Genomic DNA, 21,138 nt, shown 5'->3' with positions numbered 1-21,138 from the left:
GCATGATTGAATGATGAGTAATTTGAAAGTAGAAAAATTCCGCGCCGTCAAAGGCATGAACGACATTCTGCCGGATGAAGCGGCGCAGTGGGAAGCCTTGGAAACCATTCTGCGCGGCTGGCTGAAAAGCTATGGTTATCGCAATATGCGCGCGCCGGTGTTGGAGCAGACCGCGTTGTTTGCGCGTGGCATTGGCGACGTGACGGATATCGTGGAAAAAGAAATGTTCAGCTTTACCGACCGTTTGAATGGCGACGAGCTGACCATGCGTCCTGAATTCACGGCGGGCGTGGTGCGTGCGTCGATTGAAAACAATCTGACCTACAACGGCCCACAACGCGTATACAGCATGGGGCCGGTGTTTCGTCACGAGCGCCCGCAAAAAGGTCGCTACCGCCAGTTTCACCAATTGAGCGTGGAGGCGCTGGGTTACGCGGGTGCGGACATGGACGCGGAGCTGATCGTGATGCTACGCGATTTGTGGGATGATTTGGGTTTGAACGTGCGTTTGGAGATCAATACCTTGGGTGTGGCGAGTGAACGCGCGGCGCACCGCGAGGCGTTGATTGCGTATTTTGAGGCGAACCAAAACTTGCTGGATGAGGAAGCGCAACGCCGCTTGCACAGCAATCCGCTGCGTATTTTGGATACGAAAAATCCGGCGATGCAGGAGTTGGTGAATCATGCACCCAAATTAACCGAGCATTTGGGCGAAGCGTCGTGTGCGCATTTTGCCAAGGTGCAGCGTTTGTTGTCCGACGTGGGTGTGGCATTCACGGTGAATCCGCGTCTGGTGCGTGGTTTGGACTACTACTCGCACACGGTGTTTGAGTGGATCAGCACGGATTTGGGTTCTCAGGGCACGGTCTGCGGCGGCGGTCGCTACGATGGCTTGTTTGAAATTTTGGGTGGCAAAGCGACACCTGCGGTGGGTTTTGGCATGGGTTTGGAGCGCTTGCTGCTGCTCACGCAAGATGTATTGTCAAAAGAGGCCGATGTCGGCTGTGACGTGTATGTGGTGCATCAAGGCGAGGCGGCGGAGCGTGTGGCCTTTGGCGTGGCAGGGCATTTGCGCCAAGTTGGCTTGGACGTGGTGTTGCACTGCGCGGGTGCGGACGGATTGGGCAGTTTTAAATCACAGATGAAAAAAGCGGATGCGGCGCAGGCCAGCTACGCTTTGATTATCGGCGAAGACGAGGTGAACAACGGCACGCTGACGATCAAACATTTGCGCGGTGACGCGAGCAATCCGACGCAGCTTACGGTACCATCGGCGGACGCAGCGCAGTGGTTGCTGCAAGCGATCGCGGGTACGTTTGACGAATAAAGTCAATAAAATCAGATATTTAATAAGTAATTCATCCATTAAAGGTAATTAAAGGGCAGAGGATTTATGGCATACGATTTGGAAGAACAAGAGCAGATAGCGCAGATCAAAGCATTTTGGGAAAAGTGGGGCACGCTGATTACCGGTGTGGTGGTCGCGGGTGCGATTGCGTACTTTGGCTGGCAAGGCTACGGCTGGTATCAAAAACGCCAAGTCGCGCAAGCTGAGGCCGCGTTTGCGTCGTTCAACGCCTCGATTCAAAAGAAAGACGCTGATTTGGCGGCCAAATTGGCGGGTTTGCAAGGCAGCTTTGGTAAAACGAATTATGCTTCGTTGGCCAGTTTGCAAATGGCGGCGGTGTTGGCCACGGAGGGTAAATACGATCAAGCGCAAGCGCCTTTGCAATGGGTGATCGAGCATGGTCAGGCGGAGAATCAAGGCGCGGCGCGTTTGCGTTTGGCCGATATTCAGATGCAGTTGAACCAAAAGGATGCGGCGTTGAAGACTTTGGATACGCCGGTGGCGCAATACGCCAGCGTGTTTGCGGCGAAAAAAGCCGATATTTACATGATGAGCGGCGACACGGCCAAAGCGCAGGAAGTGCTGAAAGCGGCGATTGAGACCGCAAAAAAGGCGCAGCCGGCGGATCTCGTGACGGTCGAGTCATTGGAAGCAAAATTGAAATTATTGCCGCACTAATCGGCAAGATCACATCAGTATTAGGAATACATGAAACCTGTTATCGCCTTGGTTGGCCGTCCGAATGTCGGCAAATCCACATTATTTAACCGCTTGACCCGCTCACGCGACGCGATTGTCGCTGACTACGCGGGGTTGACGCGCGATCGCCATTATGGCGAGGGACGCATGGGCGAGCGGCCATTTTTGGTGATTGATACCGGTGGTTTTGAGCCGGTGGCTAAGGACGGGATTTACCATGAAATGGCGAAACAGACGCGTCAGGCGATTGACGAATCCGACTTGGTGGTGTTTTTGGTGGACGGCCGTGCGGGATTGAATGCGCACGATCAAATCATTGCCGACGATTTGCGAAAAACCGGTCGTCCGGTGATTTTGGCGGTGAATAAGGCCGAAGGAATGCGCCACGCGACCGTGACGGCGGATTTTTACGCGCTCGGATTGGGCGAGCCGGTGGTGATTTCCAGTGCGCACGGCGATGGCGTGCGCGAGATGCTCGAATATGCGTTGGAGCAGATTCCCGAGCGCAATGCGGGTACGCCTGATTGGCTGGATGTGTCCGATTTACCGAGCGATGATCCGTTCGCGCATTTGGACGATGACGGCATTTCGCGCTTGCTGGCTGCGCCGGATGAGGAAATAGAACCGGATGAACACAAGGCCATTTCCAAACACCGCAGTCTGCAACCGATTAAAATCGCGGTGGTGGGTCGCCCGAATGTGGGTAAATCCACGCTGATTAATGCGCTGGTCGGTGAAGAGCGCGTGATTGCGTTCGACATGCCGGGTACGACGCGCGATGCGATTGAGATTGATTTTGAACGCGATGGGCAAAAGTTTGTGCTGATTGATACCGCCGGATTGCGAAAACGTGGAAAAGTGTTTGAATCCATTGAAAAATTTTCCGTGGTCAAAACCTTGCAGGCGATTTCGAACGCGAATGTGGCGATTTTGATGCTGGATGCCAATCAGGATATTTCGGAGCAGGATGCGCACGTGGCTGGATTCATTTTGGAGTCGGGGCGTGCGTTGGTGGTCGCGGTGAACAAATGGGATACCGTGGATGCGTATGAAAAAGATCGCGTGAAGGTCGATATCGTGCGTAAGCTGCCATTTTTGGACTTTGCGCGCTTTCATTTTACCAGCGCGCTTAAAGGTCAGGGCGTGGATGGTCTGCTCAAATCGGTGTTGGAGGCGCACGCAGCGGCCTTTGCCAAGCTGCAGACGCCGAAATTGACACGTGTGTTGCAGGCGGCGATCGAGCATCAAGCGCCACCACGCAAAGGTCAAGGTTCGAACCGTCCGAAATTGCGTTACGCGCACCAAGGTGGGCAAAATCCACCGATCATTATTATTCATGGTAACTCGTTGGAAAATGTGCCGAAAACCTATCAGCGCTATCTCGAAGGTCGTTTTCGCGAGGCATTTAAATTGCAAGGAACGCCTTTGCGCATCGAGTTTAAATCGAGCAAAAATCCGTATGCTGCACGCGGTTAATTGTGGAGATTGGCTCGGATAGCGCTCTGAGAGCGGTTTCATACGCACAAATTCGCGCTTTTGCGACGAACAGTTGACAAAAAAAGTCATGTATAAATAATTTGTGTTAATATCACATAACCCTATCGTTTCGATCATTTCGGAATGCACAAAAATAATTCTATTCATTTTGCCCTTGGAGAAATAAATCATGAACAAAGGACAGCTTTTGCAAGATCCGTTTTTAAATGCCCTGCGCCGCGAGCATGTACCGGTGTCTATTTACTTGGTAAACGGTATTAAATTGCAAGGAAACATCGAATCTTTTGACCAATACGTTGTGCTGCTGCGCAACACGGTCACCCAAATGGTCTATAAACACGCGATTTCAACGATTGTTCCGGCGCGTCCTGTGAACATTCAAGAAATCCAACCGACTGCCAGCGCAGAATAATCGGATGGTGTTTCGGTAGCGCGCATCCTCAGGATGTGGCATTGCCATACGACACGTATTTAGACCAACCCGCTCGCTTAGGTGAGCGGGTTGGTTGTTTTTAGAATAATAGATAGGAATATATATGCGAGCCATTATCGTAGGGATTTATTTTGGTAAAGGCGATTTTGAAGCGTCGATGGAGGAATTGCATCTGCTGGTGCAAAGTGATGGCGGCCAAGTGGTCGGCGCCGTCACCGGCAGTCGCAAAACTCCGGATGCCGCACTCTTTGCCGGTAGCGGTAAAGTTGAGGAAATCAAGCTGGCCGTGCATGAGTATCGCGCGGAAATCGTGGTGTTCAACCACAGCCTCAGCCCCGCGCAACAGCGCAATTTGGAAGCGAAACTCGAAGTGCAGGTCATGGACCGCACGGGTTTGATTCTCGATATTTTTGCCCAGCGCGCGCAAAGCCATGAGGGCAAACTGCAGGTCGAGATGGCGCAATTGGAATACCATCAATCGCGTTTGGCTGGTTTGTGGACCCACTTGGAGCGTCAACGCGGTAAATCCGGTATGGGCGGTATGGGTGGTATGGGTGAGTCGCAGTTGGAGATTGACAAACGACTGATCGGCGAGCGCATGAAATACCTTAAGGCGCAATTGACCAAATTTGAGAAACAGCATTTGACTCAGCGCAGCGCGCGGGCGCGCAGCAACACCCTGAACGTCTCGCTGGTTGGCTACACCAATGCGGGTAAATCAACGCTGTTCAATACGCTCACCAGCGCGCGCAGCTATGCGGCCGATCAACTGTTCGCCACCTTGGACACCACCACGCGCAAAGTGTATGTCGAAGGTGCGGGGCAAATCGTGGTCTCGGACACGGTTGGGTTTGTGCGTGAGCTACCGCACCAATTGGTCGCCGCGTTTCGCGCGACGTTGGAGGAAACCATCCACGCCGACGTGCTGTTCCATGTGGTCGATGCGGCGAGCAATGTGCGTTTGGATCAGATTGACGAAGTGAACAAGGTGCTCAAAGAAATCGGCGCCGATCAGATTCCGCAGGTGCTGATTTGGAACAAAATCGATTTGTCGGGGCATGAGCCGAAAATCGAGCGCGACGAGCACGGTCGTATTGCACGCATCTACATCAGTGCGAAAACCGGCGAGGGCATGGATTTACTGCGCGAGGCTTTGGTCGAGTTGGCCGAGAATCACAAACCCGATTGGCAAAAGCAACAGGAGCAGCGTCAGGCGGATGAATGGTCGGATGATCCGCGCTTTCGACGAGCGGAGTGATGGTGTGACATGAATAGGAAAGGGATGCACGCGCATCCCTTTTTCATGACAATTTTTCGGTGTTCAATCGGGTCTTCCGTTCAGCGGTGTAGTGCCACCACGGTTGAGCTGGCTCGCCATTCATGAATCGCGTGATGCTGATGAAGGTGTCCAACATGCACGGGTCATGACGCAGGCCGGTGATTTGATTGAGCCGCTCGTACAGCGCATATGGGCACAGACCGATCAATTGCGCTGGATGCTCGATACCGAGTAAGCGCAAATCGTCCGCTACGGCTGAGCCGACATTGGGCAGATCGGTCAGATGACTCAGGCGCGCACGAGTTACTTTGCTGGGGTTCATCATCGTGCGCTCCTCTATTTTTAACGCTGAATTTTAACGTTTAATTGTCGTGGTGCAATACATTGACTTGGTTGAGTCGGCTGGCTTGATGTTCTGCCGCTTGCGCGCCCGCCGTATCGCCCATACCGTTTAATGCCTGCGCCAGTCCCGAGTAATTCACGATGGAGGGGTTCAGGCGGATGGCATCGTCAAAGTTTTTCTTCGCCTGTCCCCACATTTGCGCCCGAATGCACAGTTGACCCGCGGTGGTGTACAGCGCGTCATCGGCATAACCGAGGTTCTGCCAAGCATCGCACATCTTTAACTGATCGGTGATTGAGTCGGTCTGTGCTGCGCGTACATAGTCGGGCAAAAGCGCGGGGCGCCAGCGGTTGCGCATGGCTTCTTGGATCACCATGCGCGCGTCGCCGTAGGCGTGGCGCTGGAGGAGCGCTTGAATGTACGTTTGCATGGCCGTGTCATCGTCACGCACTTCGTCCGGCATGTCTTTGTACAGTTTGCGCAGATAATCGAGTGACAGGCTGTCGTCGGCGGACAGGCCGGCTATCGCGCGTTTCATCCATTCGTTTTGTTGCTCGGCGGAAATCACGGTTTTGCGCTCGGAGGCCAGTTGTTTGACTTCGTGCCAATTGTTTGACTGGGCTTGCGCTTGGAGCAGCAGTTCTTTGTAGCGCAGGCTGTGTTTGCGCAGATTCGGCGATACTTTGTCGAGCAGCGTCAATGCCTGCAGGCTGTCTTGATTGTCCAAAGCCATTTGCGCCTGTTGCAAAAATTTGGCGTCGGCAAACTCGGGAAATTCGTCCAAGCGATTGAGCCATTCGGTCGCGCTGCTTTGATCGGCGCGCGCATGAGCGCTGGCTGCGCCGAGTAAGGAGGCCAAGCCGACCGCTTCGGGGCGGCGTGCGGCGATTTTCGCGGCTTTTTCGGCGTGCGCCCAGCGGCCTTCTTGCAGGGCGATGGTTGCGGTTTGTAATGCGGCCAAGGCGCGCTGCTCACGTTTTTGTTCACGCCAGCCGCTGAATCGACTGGGCAATGCAACCATACCGCGATACAGGCGCCAGAGCCAGAACAGCAGGGTAAACGCGATCAAGCCGAGCAGAATAAACACGTACACCGACATGCTGATGCGCCATGAGAACCATTCAAAACTGACGCTGCCGGGGTAGTGGTTCATGCCGTACGCCAGCGCACCGGCAATCGCGATCAACAGCAGCGTCCAAATGATTTTACGCGTCATAGTGACACTCCTTTATTTGCGTCGGCTGAGTTGGGTTGGCTCGTGGGTGCTGCAGGCGGTGTGGCTTGTGTTGGTTGGACAGGTGTGACGCTCACGCCGGACTCACTTTGCATTTGTGCGGTCAATTGCGCACGCGCTTGGGTGAGTGCCTGTTGTACGACGGCGAAATCAGGTGAACTCGGCCAGGTGCCGGTGTTGTCGATCAGCGGTTTGAGTGCGTCGAGGTTGTAGCCTTGTCCATATTGTGCAATGGTGCTGCTCGCCATGCGAATTTGCTCTTGCGCCACGCTCCATTGTCCACTGCGCGCGGACCACAGGGCGGTGGTGAGGTTGGCGTTGATGCCTTGTTTGACAATCGCGGCGGTGGCGTTGTCCAAGGCTTGCACTTCGTTGGTGTTCACGCGTTTGACTTCAAAAACCTGTTTGAGCGTGGCGATGAAACGGTTCCACCAGCCACTCGGTGCAGCTTGTTCTTCGGCTTTTTGCTGTTCTTGCGTGGTGCGGATGTGCAGTTGGCCGATGTCGCTCATGCTTTGTTGCAAAGCGGCCAAGTTGGCTTTCGGGTTGAGGCTGTTCCATGCTTGAATCTGGCCTTCCACTTGGGTCAGGGCGCTGATTGAGGGCAGGAGCGCGCTGTTGTTCGCTGCTTGCAATTGGTTTTTCAGCATTTGGATTTGTTGCAAGGCGTTGGCGGTATCCCAATTTTGGTGAAAGTCGTATTGCAGGGCTTGCCATTGATTTTGCGCATCCATGGTGGTCAACAGCGCGCTGGTAACGGCATTGCTGATGAGCGGTTTGGCTGCGGCAGGCGCAGGTGCCGTGGCGGTTGGTGCAGCGGCATTGGCTGCGGTGTTTGCATTCGGTGCTGCATTCGGTGCTGCGGTGGCGGCATTATCAGCGGCGTTTGGATTGGTCGCAGGCGGCGTTGCGCTGCCATCGGCTGGCGGTGTCGTTGTTGCTGCTGCGGATGAACCGGTCGCATTGGCTGGCTGTTCATTGCCGGTTACGGCGCCGCTTGGGGCTGTGGCTGACGCGGATTCATTGCTCGTGCCGGGTGTTGCAGGTGCGGTCGGTGCGGTTGGTTCGGTCGGTGATACAGGCGTCAGTGTGACTGTTTCCGGCGTTTTCTTTTGTAAAACTTCGGGCAAATACGGATTGGCCATGCCGCGCTCGTAAGCCAAATAGCCTGCTGCGCCGGTTCCGGCGAGTAGAACCAGTAGGGTCAGCGCCAATTTGAATCCCAAACCGCTGGATTTTTTTGCGGTGGTGCTGTCTGTGACCGAGGTGTTCAACTGGTTTTCGGGGGTATTGCTCATGGCGGCTCCTTGAATGGGTTTTGCCTGTATTGTAAAACAATGTGCGCGCCCTGTGGGTTTTTGCGTGGGGCGTTGATTGTGGGGGTGGGTGTGTGGCGGGTTTACCGTTAAATGTGCGCCAGTTGCGGTAACTGCTCGGTCAATTGGCTCGGTAGGCACACATGCACGTCGCTAAAGCCTGACGCTTGGGCGAATTGCGCAATACGCGGATGAATGGCGATCAGACGCTGTTGCTGTGCGGTGTGGCGAAGTTCGGGACTGAGTTGCTCGATGAGCGCGCTTAGTCCTTCGATGCTGGTGATGACCAGCGCGGTATTTTGTGCGCAGGCATGGGTAAATTGCGCCAACTCGTCGCCATCCCAATGGCGCGGTGTGCGGCGATAACACGGCCAAATATCGCTGTGCCAGCGGGCTTGTTGCGTGAGTTGCAGCAACAGATCGCGACCTTGTTCGGCGCGGATGAGGAGCAGATTTTGAGGGCTTTGCAACTCGGGATGCGCACCAATGGCGCGCCACAGGCCTTCGCTGTCCTGTGTGTCGGCGGGCGCAGGCTGGATGAAAAGCTGGTGCGCAGGCCAGAGTTGGCGCAGGGCATCTACCGTGCCTTGCCCAACGGCGGCGAAGCGGATGTCGGCTGGCCAAGTTAAGCCCAAACGCGTCATGTGCTGATGAGCGAATGCAGCGGCGTGTTGGCTAACGAACATGGCGACGGTGTAATTGGGCCAATGCTTGCGGATGCGGGCTTCTGCGCCATCGTCCTGAAACGCGCTCAAGCTTAGTGTTGGTAGGTGGTATACGCGCAAACCCGCCTGCCTCAATTGTGTCTGCAATTCGTTGGAGCAGGGCAATGGGCGGGTGAGGACAATGGTGCGCATGGGGCGTGAGGCCGTGTGAGACAAGCGATTAAGCCGTCGGCTCGGGTGCGACCCAGTGGGTCAATGCGGCGAGGATGTCTTGCGCGCCTTGGCGGTTCAGATCTGCGACAACAGCGTTACCGATTTGCTCCGCATCGTTGAGTGCACCGCGTGCTTGCGCGTGCAGGACGCGTGAGCCGTCCGGCAGGGCGATGCTGGCACGCAGCCATAGCTCGCCATTGTCCACGATGGCGTGTGCGGCAAGTGGTGTTTGGCACGAGCCGCCCAATGCGCGCGATACGGCGCGTTCGGCAGCGGTGCAGGCGAAAGTCTCTGTGCACATCAGCGGTTGCAACACCGCCAATAGATCGCTGCGGTGCGCGGCAATTTCAATGCCGAGCGCACCTTGTCCAGCAGCGGGCAGCGCGTGCTCCAGCGGGATGAATGAGCGCACACGTTCTTTCAGTCCCAAGCGAATCACACCTGCGGCGGCGAGAATGATGGCGTCGAATTGCCCCTCGTCCAATTTGCGAAAACGGGTGTCGAGATTGCCACGCAGTGCGGCGATTTTCAAATGTGGGAAGCGCGCTTGTAATTGCGCTGAGCGGCGCAGGCTGGAGGTGCCGACGACGGCGCCTGCGGGTAAATCTTCCAGTGAGGCGTATTGGTTGGAGATGAACGCGTCTTGTGCATTCTCGCGCGCGGTCACGCAGGCGAGTGCAAAACCGTCGGGCAGATTCATCGGCACGTCTTTGAGCGAATGCACCGCGATATCCGCTGAACCGTTGTGCAATGCGACTTCGAGTTCCTTGACAAACAGGCCTTTGCCGCCGATTTTGGACAAGCTCTGATCGAGAATCTGGTCGCCGCGCGTGGTGGTACCGAGAATTTTCACCGTCATATTGGGATAAAGCGCACTCAGGCGGTCGCGGATGTGGTGCGCTTGCCACAGAGCCAAGCGCGACTCGCGGGTAACGATGGTGATCACTTCAGGCGTGTTGGTATGAATGGTGTCGGGCATGTGTCGCTTTAGGGTTGATGAAACAGTGTTCGTGGGCGGCAAAATGAAGCATTCTGCCGCGATGCTCAGTAGTGTTCGGCCATGGTTTGTATGGCGATAAGCGTTTTCGCTTCCTGCCCCGTGCTGACAGTTGTGTTCGGTTGGGTGGCGGACGGAACCATGCTTACGCGGCGTTGAGCGATGATTGGGCGTACCAGTTTGTCGGTCTCGTCGCTCACGCTCAATTCAGGGTGTGCATTCCAAATCGGCGGCGCCATGTCTTCAAAAACACTGAGCAGACGTTTGCCCCATTCGCGGTGAATCATTTGGAAATACGGGTTTTCATCGGTGATGCGGCTGAATTTGGTCACGCGCAAGGCGTCTTGCTCATACACCAGCAGATCCAGCGGCAAACCGACCGAAATATTACTTTGCAAGGTCGAATCCATCGATATCAAAGCACATTTGGCCGCATCGTCCAAGGATGTTTCCGGCGTGATCACGCGATCCAACATTGGTTTACCGTATTTGGCATCGCCGATTTGGAAGAACGGATTCTCCTGCGTCGCTTCGATGAAATTGCCTGCGGCGTAGATTTGGAACAAGCGCATTTCCTCGCCATAAATCTGCCCGCCGATGATGAAGCTGACGTTAAAATCGACGTTAAACTGTCCCAATGCCTTCGCATCGTGCGCATGCACTTCGCGCGTGGCTTGGCCGACCAAGCGCGCGGCTTCAAACATATTGGCCGCATTCCACAAGGAACTATTCGCGTCATTGCCTGTCTGCGATTGCAATAACTGCACAACCGACTGACTGATGGACAAATTGCCCGCCGTCATCAACACGATGGTGCGCTCGCCCGGCACCTCGAATACCGTCATTTTGCGAAAACGATTGATTAAATCGACGCCGGCATTGGTGCGCGTGTCTGAGAGAAAAACCAAGCCCTGATTGAGTTTAATGCCGACGCAGTAAGTCATAGCAACCTTGTCATAAGGAGTTTAAAGGATGCGAAATTATAAGCCAATTGTGGAGAAATGGGCGAATTTGTGACGTCTGGCGCGAATGATCAGTGAACGCTCAATGAACGATCGGCGAATCATCAGTGGCTGAACACAGCCGATTACTTTTTCTCAATGAACTCGATTTTGTAGCCGTCCGGATCCTCGACAAAGGCAATCACGGTCGTACCGTGCTTCATCGGTCCTGCTTCGCGGGTGACCTTGCCACCGCGTGCGCGCACCGCATCGCAGGCCGCTGCCGCATTGTCCACCTCGATGGCGATGTGGCCGTAGGCGTTGCCCAGCTCATACTGCTCGGTATCCCAGTTGTGGGTCAACTCAATTACGGTGTGGTTGGCCTCATCACCGTAGCCGATGAAGGCGAGGGTAAAGCGTCCTTCGGGATAATCCTGTTTGCGCAACAGTTGCATGTCCAATACATCTTGGTAAAACGCCAAGGAGCGTTCGAGATTGCCGACGCGCAGCATGGTGTGGAGTAGTCGCATGATTGAAGTCCTTTGTGATCTAACGTTATGGGATTGATTTCAATAAGTGCCAATCATAACGTGGATTACTGGCGAAATGATGGACGTGGACGATTTCTGCTGACTCACTGAGCGTGAATCACTGCTGCTGCATCCACAGTACGTGCGGATCGTCGCCTTGTGCCGAAACGTGAACGTAGGCGTTGAGTGCTTCAAATCCGCCGCCCATGCGTGAGCCGCGCACCGGTGCGGCGCTGTCGTAGTCGCGGCCAATGGCGAGGCGGCAGTGTCGCCCGTCGGTGATGCAGTTGTGGGTGATGTCCAGACTGAGCCACTCGTGGCGATCGGTGTAGACGTCAACCCAAGCGTGGCTGGCAAGGTGGCCGATGTCGCCGGTATTGAGGTAGCCGCTGACGTAGCGCGCGGGGATGCCGATGGCGCGTGCTGCGGCGAGGAAAACGTGCGCTTGGTCTTGGCACACGCCCTGTGCTTGGGCGAATGCTTGCGGTGCGGTGGTTTGTACGGTGGTTACGCCGCTTACGTATTGGATGCGCTCATGTACGGCTTGCATCAGGCGCAGGGCGTTGTCTTCGGACAGCATGCCGTTCGGCTGTGCGAATGGTTGTGCAAAGGCGTTCAATTCAGCATCTGCGGTGGTGTAGCGCGTGGCTTGGGTAAAAATCAGCGGCGATATGCGGCTGTTTTTGGCCGGTCGGCGGTTGGATGAGGCGTCTTCGTTGACCTCAACGGTGCCGTGAACTTCGATCAGCAGTTGCTTTGTGGGTTGGTTCAGGGTCAGCAGGTGCGTGTGGTTGCCAAATGCGTCAATTTGGGCGTGCAGGCGCGTGGGCGCGCCTATGTGCCAGTTGATCACGGTCTGACCGGCATCACTGCGCGGTGTCAGGCGCAGCAGCTGGATCAGGTACGAAATGGGGTCTTCGTAGTGGTAGTCGGTGTTGTGTGTAATTTCAAAACGCATACGTTCATTCGTTGCGGGTGTGTTCACTGGGACGTGCTTTTGCTGTGCGCCGGATTCAGTGGTACCAAGAAGTCTTGGCTGATCTGGTGTCCCAGGGCGTAGGCTTTTTCCAAAAATTCGGTTAAATATTCGTGGATGCCGTATTGCAAAACCTCTTCAATTTGACCGTATTGCAGGTCTGCCAGCATTTTACCTGCTAATCGCTCGGTTTTTTGTGAATACGCGTTGCGCACATGCGCGATGTTTTTGTTCAAATCGATCAGACAGGCGGCGAGCGAGCGCGGCATTTCTTTGCGGAAAATGAGCAGTTCGGCCACGCGCGCGGGCGTGATGACGTCATGATAGGTCTGGCGGTAGACTTCAAAGCCGGAAACGGAGCGCAGCAGTGCGGCCCAGTGGTAGAAGTCTTTGGTGTCGTCGTGCGCGTTGGTGGCGTCTTGCGTTTTTTGCCGAATCTCGGACGATTCAAAGAATTTTAAATCCAGCAGCCGTGCGGTGTTGTCCGCGCGTTCGATGAATGTGCCCATGCGCAGGAAGTTGAAGGTTTCGTCCTTGAGCATGGTGCCGAGCGCCACGCCGAGAATCAGGTGTGAGCGCAATTTGATCCAGTCCAGATATTCGCGCACTTGGGTGATCGCGCGGTCGGATTTGACCCATTGGCAGGATTCGAGCCACATATCGTTGACCGTTTCCCACATTTCCGAGGTCAGGCTGTCGCGTACGGCGCGGGCATTTTCACGCGCTGACCACAGGCAGGAGACGATGGAGGATAGGTTGCGTTGATCGGTCACCATGAATCGCAACACGTTTTCGGTGCTGATTTCGCCATAGAGTTCGAGAAATTGCGGTTCGAGCTCGGACAGCCCGAGCGTGGCGCGCCACAGATTGATTTCATTTTGCGGCTCGTGTGGCATGAGTAGGGTGTCGTAGTTCACACCCAGCATGCGTGCGGTGTTTTCGGCGCGCTCGATGTAGCGTGCGTGCCAGTACAGGTGATCTGCGGTGCGTGAAAGTAGCATGATGCATCCTTGTTTTATCTGTGTGTTGGCGTTATGGAGGGGCGGTTAACGCAAGCTGTCGGCGATTTTTTGCAGATATAGGCTGCGAGCAAAAAATACCGGACCTATGGCGGTGTGCCCTGACCCGTGGTCTTGATGAACTTCCAGCTCAATGTCGCCGCATCGTAAACGCAACGCTTGTCCGCGCCATTTGTACCAGCCGTTATCGGGTAGTTGGTAACGCGCCACCAGCATATTTTTAAAGGTTTCCAAAGGGGTGTCGTAATCGGCTCCGGCATCCAAGAAGCTGACGCTGTAGGAATACACCACTCCATCCAGCGTAGCTATGTGTCCAATACTATTGATGCCTTTGAGTTCACCTTGGCTCACGCCATTGCGCATGGGAAAGTCGAGTCGGCTCGTACGTGGATTGCGGTTGCCGGCAAAGTTCGGTTGATTTTCTGCAGTGGGGTGCCGGCGTAAGAACTCATCGGCAGTCACGCCAATAAACAGGCCATCAATATTGGGAATGCCGTTGAGTTGACATGCACTGGCGCTGCGTTCAGCGAGTGGTGCGGCGCTACTCAGCGGGCTGTGTAGCGCGAGTACGCTGATGAAGCCGACTAGCCATTGTTTTGTGTGCCGTATCATATTTACTCCAAAACCCAAGTGTCTTTGGTGCCGCCGCCTTGTGAGCTGTTCACGACCAGCGAGCCTTCTTTGAGTGCGACGCGGGTCAGACCGCCTGGTACGAGTTGCACCTCTTTGCCTGAGAGAACGAACGGGCGCAGGTCAATGTGGCGCGGCGCGATGCCTGACTCGACAAAGGTCGGGCAGGTGGATAGCGCGAGGGTGGGCTGCGAAATGTATTGCTCCGGTTTGGCGATCAACACGCGGCGGAATTCTTCAATTTCGGCTTTGCTCGCCGCTGGGCCGACCAACATGCCGTAGCCGCCCGCGCCGTGGGTTTCTTTCACCACCAATTTGTCCAGATTTGCCAGTGTGTATTCAAGTTCGTCCGGCTTGCGGCATTGGTAGGTCGGGACGTTGTTCAAAATCGGTTCTTCGGACAGGTAAAAACGAATCATGTCGGGGACGAACGGATAAATCGATTTGTCGTCCGCCACGCCCGTGCCAATCGCGTTGGTCAGTGTGACGTGACCGGCACGGTAGCAATTGAGCAAACCCGGCACGCCGAGCGCGGAGTCAGGGCGAAACGCCAGCGGATCGAGAAAATCGTCGTCAATCCGACGGTAAATCACATCGACGCGTTTCGGACCGTTGGTCGTGCGCATATACACATGCAGATCATCGACGAATAAATCCTGTCCTTCGACCAGCTCCACGCCCATTTGTTGCGCGAGGAAGGCGTGCTCAAAATACGCGCTGTTGTAGGCGCCCGGCGTCATGACCACGATGGTTGGGTTGTCAATGCCTGCGGGTGCGACGCTGCGCAGGGTTTCGAGCAACAGGTCGGGGTAGTGCGCCACCGGTGCGACGCGGTATTTGGAGAATAACTCGGGGAACAGCCGCATCATCATTTTGCGGTCTTCGAGCATATACGATACGCCCGATGGCACGCGCAGATTGTCTTCCAGCACATAAAACTCGCCTTCGCCTGCGCGCACGATGTCAATGCCGCTGATGTGCGAGTAGATGCCGCGCGCGACATTGACTCCCTGCATTTCGGGGCGGTATTGGCTGTTGTTAAAAATCCGTTCGGCGGGAATCAATCCCGCTTTGATGATGTTTTGCTCGTGATACACGTCGTACAAAAACATATTCAACGCCTGCACCCGCTGGCGCAAACCTTTTTCCAGCGCACTCCATTCGGACTGCGGAAACACGCGTGGAATCAGGTCAAAGGGGATCAAGCGTTCGGTGTCCGCACCTTCGCCGTAGACCGCGAAGGTAATACCGACTTTGCGAAACATCAAATCGGCTTGTTGACGTTTCTCCGCAATCAGCTCGGCGGTTTGTCGGCTCATCCAGTCGTTCAGTGCGGCGTAGTGCGCACGGACACTGGTTTTGGCAGTGTCCGCATACATTTCATCGTAAAAATGTGTGGGCATGGTCAGCCTCTCGTTGTCTGTTTTATGGTAATCATTATTGTTCGGCAAAGTGATTTGACTTTTTGCCAGAGCCGATTATGCACGAGGCTATTGTTTAATGTAAAGAATCGTTTGCACCAAAAGATATAAAGTCGTGCGCAAAGCGTGCAAACTTTTCCAAATATTGGCTGAAAATGCACCACGAATGCTGCGTCGTCATTGATTACAAGGCGAGATGGGCGTTAATCGTTGGTATCCTCTTGTTTCTGCGCGGCTTGTCCATACTTAATCCAAAAGCATTATTGATAATGCGTCGCGTTTTACGCCTTCTTACAAAGAATAGACTATACTTTTCTCGTCTTTTCAACGTTTTCTTGTATATCCAAAGGATTGCCCCATGAATCGTCACCACCTATTTTCCCGTATCGGTAAACGGTATTGGCTGCTGCCATCCCTGCTGTTTGCGCTCAGTGGCGCATTGGTCGGCTGTCACGCGCAGGAGAACAACACGGCAGCGGTCACACCGCAAGAGTCGCCCATCCATACGCCGGCGCCGACGCAACAGGGCGCACCGCTGGTCACGGGCTTGCCGGACTTTACCAAATTGGTGGACTACGTTTCACCCGCCGTGGTCAATATTCGCGTCAGTGAAAAAGTATCCGCGCAGCAAGGCATGGATTTGCGCGGCCATCCCATTTGCATGATCTGGCCAGACTTACCCGGCTGCAGTGGCCGTGCCGCGCCCAACGCAGGCGGCAATGCGCCGACCGAGCGCGAAGCGGGACAAGGCTCCGGCTTCATCACCTCGCAGGACGGCTACGTTTTGACCAACCACCACGTCATCAATGGCGCGAGCAGCATCACCGTTGCATTGTCAGACAACCGCGAATTCAAAGCCCAAGTCATCGGCAGCGATGCGCGCACCGATGTCGCATTGCTCAAAATCGACGCGACCAATTTACCCTTCCTGCGCATGGCCGACTCCAACAAGCTCAAAGTGGGTGAATGGGTCGTGGCTGCCGGTTCACCGTTTGGCCTGAAAAACACCATCACCGCCGGCGTGGTCAGCGCGATCAACCGCGATACCGGTGATTATTTATCCTTTATTCAGACCGATGCAGCGGTCAATCCGGGCAACTCCGGTGGCCCTCTGGTCAATATGTCCGGCGAAGTCATCGGCATCAACTCGCAAATTCTCACCCCGAGCGGCGCGTTTTCGGGCATTGCCCTTGCCATCCCGATCAACGACGCGCTGCAAGTGGCCGAACAACTGCGCACCAAAGGCAAGGTTGAGCGTGGTCGCGTCGGCGTCAGCATTCAGCCCGTGACCGAAAACATGGCCAAAGAACTCGGTCTGAGCAAAGCCCAAGGCGTTGTGATTGCGCAGGTTGAAGCAGGTTCGCCAGCGGCGCAAGCTGGTCTGCAAGCCGGAGATGTCGTCACCAAAATCAATGGTGCGGTCGTTGAGTCCATCCGCGATTTCGCGCGCTATATCGGCGAGAGCAAACCCGGGACGCGCCTGCAACTCGAAGTCTGGCGCGAAGGGCGCAGTCAGATACAGGAGTTAACAGTGGGTCAGTGATCGCTGTGGTATGAGTGATATTGAGAGCGGGTTGAACGGTTGTGTTCAACCCGTTTTTTATGCATTCGTTCGTCTGTTATTTTCCTTTCATTTCTTTTCTTTTATTTTCCCTGTTAAACATTCGGTTTGTGGTTCTCTCTTTTAAGGCGCATTGATTGTTTTTGAATCAATGTCTTATTTGAGCAACATAATGCGAATAGTAATAATTATCATTTACATTATCGAGATAATCCGTATAATTGCCATCCTGCATTAATGATTCGTTAAAAATCTTACGGCAGTGTCGGCAGGCAGTCTGGCACGGTTCAAATTTTCTCAAGGGGAGATGATGGTTAAATTAGATGATGAGGTTAAAAACAATTCGCTGAATTCTGTACGCCAGGTGGGGTGTGTACGTCCGAGTTCAAAGGGTGGATTGGTGACAGGGGTTGCATTGTCCTTGTTGATGAGCAGCCATTCGGCTTGGGCGCAAACACCGGCGGAATCGACCGCCACTGAGCGCTTGCCGACAGTGGTGATCGAGGGAGAGGGCAATAAAACGCGTGAGCAAGTAGGCTATAAGGCGGAAAAAACCCGCGTAGGTAAAACCGCGCAAGACCCAAAGGACATTCCACAAGCAGTCACGGTGGTGACGCAACAGCTGATGCATGAGAAAAATGCGACGACCTTGCGCGAAGCACTGCGCAATGTAGCGGGTGTCACGTTCAACGCCGGTGAAGGCGGCCGGATTGGCGACAATATCACTTTGCGTGGTTATTCGGCGGTGTCGGATTTGTATTTGGATAATATGCGCGACGTGGCGCAGTACAACCGCGATACCTTTAATTTGGAGCAGGTGGATGTGCTCAAGGGGTCATCTTCGATGCTGTTTGGGCGCGGTTCGACCGGCGGCGTGATTAACCAAGTGAGCAAAACCGCCAAGCCAGTGGCCATGCACGAAGTTAATGTGACCGGTGGTAGCAACGATTATCGCCGTGTGACCGCCGATTTGAACACGCCGATTACCGATAACGTGGCATTTCGTTTGAATTTTATGAATTTAGACGCTAAATCTTTCCGTACCGGCGTGGATCAGAAAAGCACAGGTGTGGCGCCGACTTTATCCATCGGCGCAGGTACGGACGATGAATGGAATCTGTCGTATTACTATCTGAATACCGACAATACGCCGGACTTTGGTGTGCCGTATTTCCAAAATGCACCGTTGAATGTTCCAATTGAGCGCTTCTACGGAATGGCCAATGCGGATTACGAGCAAAACAAGACCGGAATTGCCACGGCCAGCTATCAAAAAATGTTCAGCAATGGCGCAACTTGGAAAACCACCGTGCGTCATGCGGAATATGACCGCAGCTTGCGCGGAACCGCGCCGCGTTTGGCGCAGGGTACGAGTGTGATTACCGATAGTACGGTGATTAATCGTTCGCGCCAATCGCGTGGAGCAACCGAAAAAACCTTGGGTCTACAAAGCGATTTCAACCACGCCTTTGATACCGGTTCTGTGCGTCATGAATTGATTGCGGGCGTAGAGGTTTTGAACGAAAAAGCCACACGCTGGAATAACGTCAGCTCAATCGCCAATCCGGCGACCACCGTTGCCGGTGGTGACTTGTATCCGACGCTTCCTGCTAATTTTAATGACAGTTTCACGCAGGCGTTCCAAGGTGCTTATAAGGGCAATACCTACAGTGCCTATGTACAGGATGTTATGCAGTTTGCGCCCAAATGGAAATTCATGGCGGGGCTGCGCTATGACCGCATGAGTGCTGATTATACCAATGCCCAAAATCTGAGCTACAACCGCACGGACAAAGAATTTAGCTCGCGCTTCGGTCTGATATATGCGCCGAATGATGCGGGTATGGTTTATGCCTCTTACAGCACAGGATTTAACCCGTCGGCGGAGTTGTATCAGCTTGACCCGCGCGGAACCAACACGCCGCCGGAGAAAACCCGCAACATTGAATTGGGAACCAAGTGGAATTTGTTGGATAACCGTTTGGCGCTGCGTGCTTCGATTTCTCGTTCGGAGAAAACCAATGAGCGCAATACCGATTTGGCCGAGCCGGACATTTATTTGCTCTCGGGCAAACGCCATACCGATGCGTTTGAGCTGGAAGCCAGCGGTCGTCTGACCGATAAGTGGGAGCTGTACGCCAATTATGCCTATATGCGCGCCAAAATCGATCAAGGCGTCGGTACTTCGGCGGCCAATGTCGGCAATACCCCGGCCAATACGCCGAAAAATACTTTCAGCGTATGGACCACCTACAAGGTTATGCCGGATTTGAAGCTCGGTTTGGGTGTTGAAGGGGTGAGTTCACGTTTTACAGCGGATACCAATACAACCAAAATCGACGGCTACCGCCGTGTGGATGCGATGATTGAGTATAACTTCAACAAAAACCTCACGGCCAAGTTGAATGTATTTAATTTGCTCAACAAACGCTATTACGAAGGGATTTACCGTGGTCACGTCGTGCCGGGAACCTCACGCGCGGCTCAGTTGAATCTGACGATGAAGTTCTAATCGACCATCGCGCATACCCTCGTTGAGGGTGTGCGCATACAGATTTAGAACGTATTTCAAAAGAGGTATTCGTATGATGTTACAAATAAACCAACTATTGACGGCACAAGAATTGGCCGCTTGTCAAAGCCTGATCGCGTCAGCGGAATGGGTGTCCGGCGCGATTACCGCCGGCACGCAATCCAATCAGGTGAAAAACAATCGGCAGTTGCCCGAGGATGCACCACAAAGCGTGATGGCGCGTGCGTATATATTGCAAGCTTTGCAGCGCAATGCCTTGTTTTTGAGTGCGGCTTTGCCCAAGAAAATTTATCCGCCGTTGTTTAATCGCTACGATGGCTCGATGAACTCATTTGGTAATCATATTGACAATGCCATTCGTGGCAAGGCGCATCCGGATTGGGTGCGCACCGATCTGTCTATGACGGTGTTTTTGTCCGAGCCGGATAGCTACGAAGGCGGCGAGCTGGTGGTGGAGGACACCTATGGCGAACATCGCGTCAAATTAGCCGCAGGCGATGCGATTTTATACCCCTCGTCCAGCATCCATCGGGTGGAGGCTGTGACCTCCGGTGCACGTATTTGCTCCTTTTTCTGGATCGAGTCTATGGTGCGTTCGGATGAACGCCGACGTTTGCTGTTTGATTTAGATGTCTCTGTGGTCAATTTGCGTGATGAGCGAACGCAGGCCGGTCATACCGATGATGGTGCGGCCTTGGTGCAGTTGACCGGCTGTTATCACAACTTATTGCGCATGTGGGCTGATTCATGAGGTCATTTCAGTTACACAACGAAAGTGCTTATGTGGTTCCGGCCATGCGGCGCACATTGAAAACCGACGAGGTGAAAACCCTTTCGGTGTTGAGTGTGTTGGTGCTTTTGGCGCATGGGGCGCTCGGATTTTTGTTGGTGCGTACTTTGTCACAAGTGCCGGATTTGGCGTGGGCGAGTATTGAAGAAACTCAGGTTCAATTGCGATCAGAGTCGACCACGCCTCAGGAGCAAGTGGACAGCATGCCGCCGCACCAACCGGCTACCCCCATGAAAAAATTCAAGGGTGTTACGCCTTCTCAGCCGAGTGCTCAATCAATTGCGCAGCCTAAGCTGCCTCGCCCGACGGCGGATAAGCCTGTGGTCAATCCAACACACGATTCGTCTGCCGCCTCGTCACAGTCGGCTGCAACGGGCTCATCGACACAGTCTGATGCGCAAAGCAATTCACCCTCGGCCAATCCGATCGGTGGCACGGCGGCGAATGGCACTTCGGCACAAACGTGCAGCGCATTGACCTCGTTTAATCGGCGTTATCCGGGCGTTTTGAACAAAAGCAGCACGGTCACCCTGCGCATTTCGCGCAATGCGCAAGGCGCAGTAACCTCGGCATCAATTATCAATGGTAGCGGCAATGTGGCGTTGGATCAGTTTGCTTTAAACAGCGCACGTTATGCGCGTTTTAAGCGCAATGACGGCTGTGACAGCCGATCGTTTGTCCTGCCGATTTTATTTCAACCCAAAAACTAATAC

At 54.3% G+C, this 21,138-nt stretch carries 20 protein-coding genes; 9 read left to right on the top strand and 11 right to left on the bottom strand.

Annotation, left to right across the window (positions count from 1 at the left end; translation table 11 throughout):
• The first annotated feature begins 10 nt into the window (after positions 1-10).
• From hisS to hflX, 5 genes are all read left to right on the top strand, one after another.
• Positions 11-1,327 carry a histidine--tRNA ligase gene (hisS, locus tag ACZ41M_RS07185; RefSeq protein ID WP_464731813.1) on the top strand — a complete coding sequence of 439 codons (1,317 nt, stop codon included), beginning with the start codon at positions 11-13 and terminating at the stop codon, positions 1,325-1,327.
• Positions 1,328-1,393: 66 nt separating this feature from the next.
• Positions 1,394-2,026, top strand: coding sequence for a YfgM family protein (locus ACZ41M_RS07180; protein WP_464731814.1), 633 nt, complete (start codon positions 1,394-1,396; stop codon positions 2,024-2,026).
• A gap of 30 nt (positions 2,027-2,056) precedes the next feature.
• The gene (gene der / locus ACZ41M_RS07175; protein ID WP_464731815.1) at positions 2,057-3,523 is read left to right on the top strand and encodes a ribosome biogenesis GTPase Der; all 1,467 of its coding nucleotides are present in this window, start codon (positions 2,057-2,059) and stop codon (positions 3,521-3,523) included.
• Positions 3,524-3,710: 187 nt separating this feature from the next.
• Positions 3,711-3,956, top strand: a complete 246-nt coding sequence (hfq, locus tag ACZ41M_RS07170) for an RNA chaperone Hfq (protein WP_464732182.1) — start codon at positions 3,711-3,713, stop codon at positions 3,954-3,956.
• A gap of 124 nt (positions 3,957-4,080) precedes the next feature.
• Positions 4,081-5,235, top strand: coding sequence for a GTPase HflX (gene hflX / locus ACZ41M_RS07165; protein ID WP_464731816.1), 1,155 nt, complete (start codon positions 4,081-4,083; stop codon positions 5,233-5,235).
• Between the two features lie 43 nt (positions 5,236-5,278).
• Here hflX and ACZ41M_RS07160 read toward each other — a convergent pair whose 3' ends face one another.
• From ACZ41M_RS07160 to ACZ41M_RS07110, 11 genes are all read right to left on the bottom strand, one after another.
• Positions 5,279-5,581: a helix-hairpin-helix domain-containing protein gene (locus ACZ41M_RS07160; protein WP_464731817.1), complete on the bottom strand. Its 303-nt coding sequence runs from the start codon at positions 5,579-5,581 to the stop codon at positions 5,279-5,281.
• 37 nt (positions 5,582-5,618) lie between these two features.
• On the bottom strand, positions 5,619-6,815 hold the full coding sequence (locus tag ACZ41M_RS07155; RefSeq protein ID WP_464731818.1) for a heme biosynthesis HemY N-terminal domain-containing protein: 1,197 nt from the start codon (positions 6,813-6,815) through the stop codon (positions 5,619-5,621).
• Positions 6,812-8,131 (bottom strand): hypothetical protein, encoded by a 1,320-nt coding sequence (locus tag ACZ41M_RS07150; protein ID WP_464731819.1) that lies wholly within the window; start codon positions 8,129-8,131, stop codon positions 6,812-6,814. Before ACZ41M_RS07150 ends, ACZ41M_RS07155 begins: the two co-directional genes overlap by 4 nt.
• Before the next feature lie 107 nt (positions 8,132-8,238).
• Complete coding sequence (locus ACZ41M_RS07145; RefSeq protein WP_464731820.1) at positions 8,239-9,006, bottom strand: uroporphyrinogen-III synthase; 768 nt, start codon at positions 9,004-9,006, stop codon at positions 8,239-8,241.
• A 28-nt stretch (positions 9,007-9,034) separates the two neighbouring features.
• Positions 9,035-10,006 (bottom strand): hydroxymethylbilane synthase, encoded by a 972-nt coding sequence (gene hemC, locus ACZ41M_RS07140; protein ID WP_464731821.1) that lies wholly within the window; start codon positions 10,004-10,006, stop codon positions 9,035-9,037.
• A gap of 65 nt (positions 10,007-10,071) precedes the next feature.
• Positions 10,072-10,968, bottom strand: a complete 897-nt coding sequence (locus ACZ41M_RS07135; RefSeq protein WP_464731822.1) for a proteasome-type protease — start codon at positions 10,966-10,968, stop codon at positions 10,072-10,074.
• Positions 10,969-11,111: 143 nt separating this feature from the next.
• Positions 11,112-11,495: a lactoylglutathione lyase gene (gene gloA, locus ACZ41M_RS07130; RefSeq protein ID WP_464731823.1), complete on the bottom strand. Its 384-nt coding sequence runs from the start codon at positions 11,493-11,495 to the stop codon at positions 11,112-11,114.
• A 118-nt stretch (positions 11,496-11,613) separates the two neighbouring features.
• Positions 11,614-12,453 (bottom strand): transglutaminase family protein, encoded by an 840-nt coding sequence (locus ACZ41M_RS07125; RefSeq protein ID WP_464731824.1) that lies wholly within the window; start codon positions 12,451-12,453, stop codon positions 11,614-11,616.
• A gap of 23 nt (positions 12,454-12,476) precedes the next feature.
• Positions 12,477-13,472 (bottom strand): alpha-E domain-containing protein, encoded by a 996-nt coding sequence (locus ACZ41M_RS07120; protein ID WP_464731825.1) that lies wholly within the window; start codon positions 13,470-13,472, stop codon positions 12,477-12,479.
• 45 nt (positions 13,473-13,517) lie between these two features.
• A complete protein-coding gene (locus ACZ41M_RS07115) occupies positions 13,518-14,102 on the bottom strand; it encodes a hypothetical protein (RefSeq protein WP_464731826.1) in 585 nt (194 codons plus the stop codon).
• A gap of 2 nt (positions 14,103-14,104) precedes the next feature.
• Positions 14,105-15,523 (bottom strand): circularly permuted type 2 ATP-grasp protein, encoded by a 1,419-nt coding sequence (locus tag ACZ41M_RS07110; protein ID WP_464731827.1) that lies wholly within the window; start codon positions 15,521-15,523, stop codon positions 14,105-14,107.
• A gap of 376 nt (positions 15,524-15,899) precedes the next feature.
• Here ACZ41M_RS07110 and ACZ41M_RS07105 point away from each other — a divergent pair, with 376 nt between their 5' ends.
• From ACZ41M_RS07105 to ACZ41M_RS07090, 4 genes are all read left to right on the top strand, one after another.
• On the top strand, positions 15,900-17,084 hold the full coding sequence (locus ACZ41M_RS07105) for a trypsin-like peptidase domain-containing protein (RefSeq protein ID WP_464731828.1): 1,185 nt from the start codon (positions 15,900-15,902) through the stop codon (positions 17,082-17,084).
• 418 nt (positions 17,085-17,502) lie between these two features.
• The gene (locus tag ACZ41M_RS07100) at positions 17,503-19,614 is read left to right on the top strand and encodes a TonB-dependent receptor (protein WP_464731829.1); all 2,112 of its coding nucleotides are present in this window, start codon (positions 17,503-17,505) and stop codon (positions 19,612-19,614) included.
• Positions 19,615-19,687: 73 nt separating this feature from the next.
• Positions 19,688-20,386 carry a Fe2+-dependent dioxygenase gene (locus ACZ41M_RS07095; protein ID WP_464731830.1) on the top strand — a complete coding sequence of 233 codons (699 nt, stop codon included), beginning with the start codon at positions 19,688-19,690 and terminating at the stop codon, positions 20,384-20,386.
• Positions 20,383-21,135 (top strand): energy transducer TonB family protein, encoded by a 753-nt coding sequence (locus tag ACZ41M_RS07090; RefSeq protein WP_464731831.1) that lies wholly within the window; start codon positions 20,383-20,385, stop codon positions 21,133-21,135. The genes ACZ41M_RS07095 and ACZ41M_RS07090 overlap by 4 nt, the downstream gene beginning before the upstream one ends.
• Positions 21,136-21,138: the final 3 nt, after the last annotated feature.

The organism is Puribacter membranae, assembly GCF_055380425.1.
This window is presented reverse-complemented; position numbering and strand designations above follow the sequence as displayed.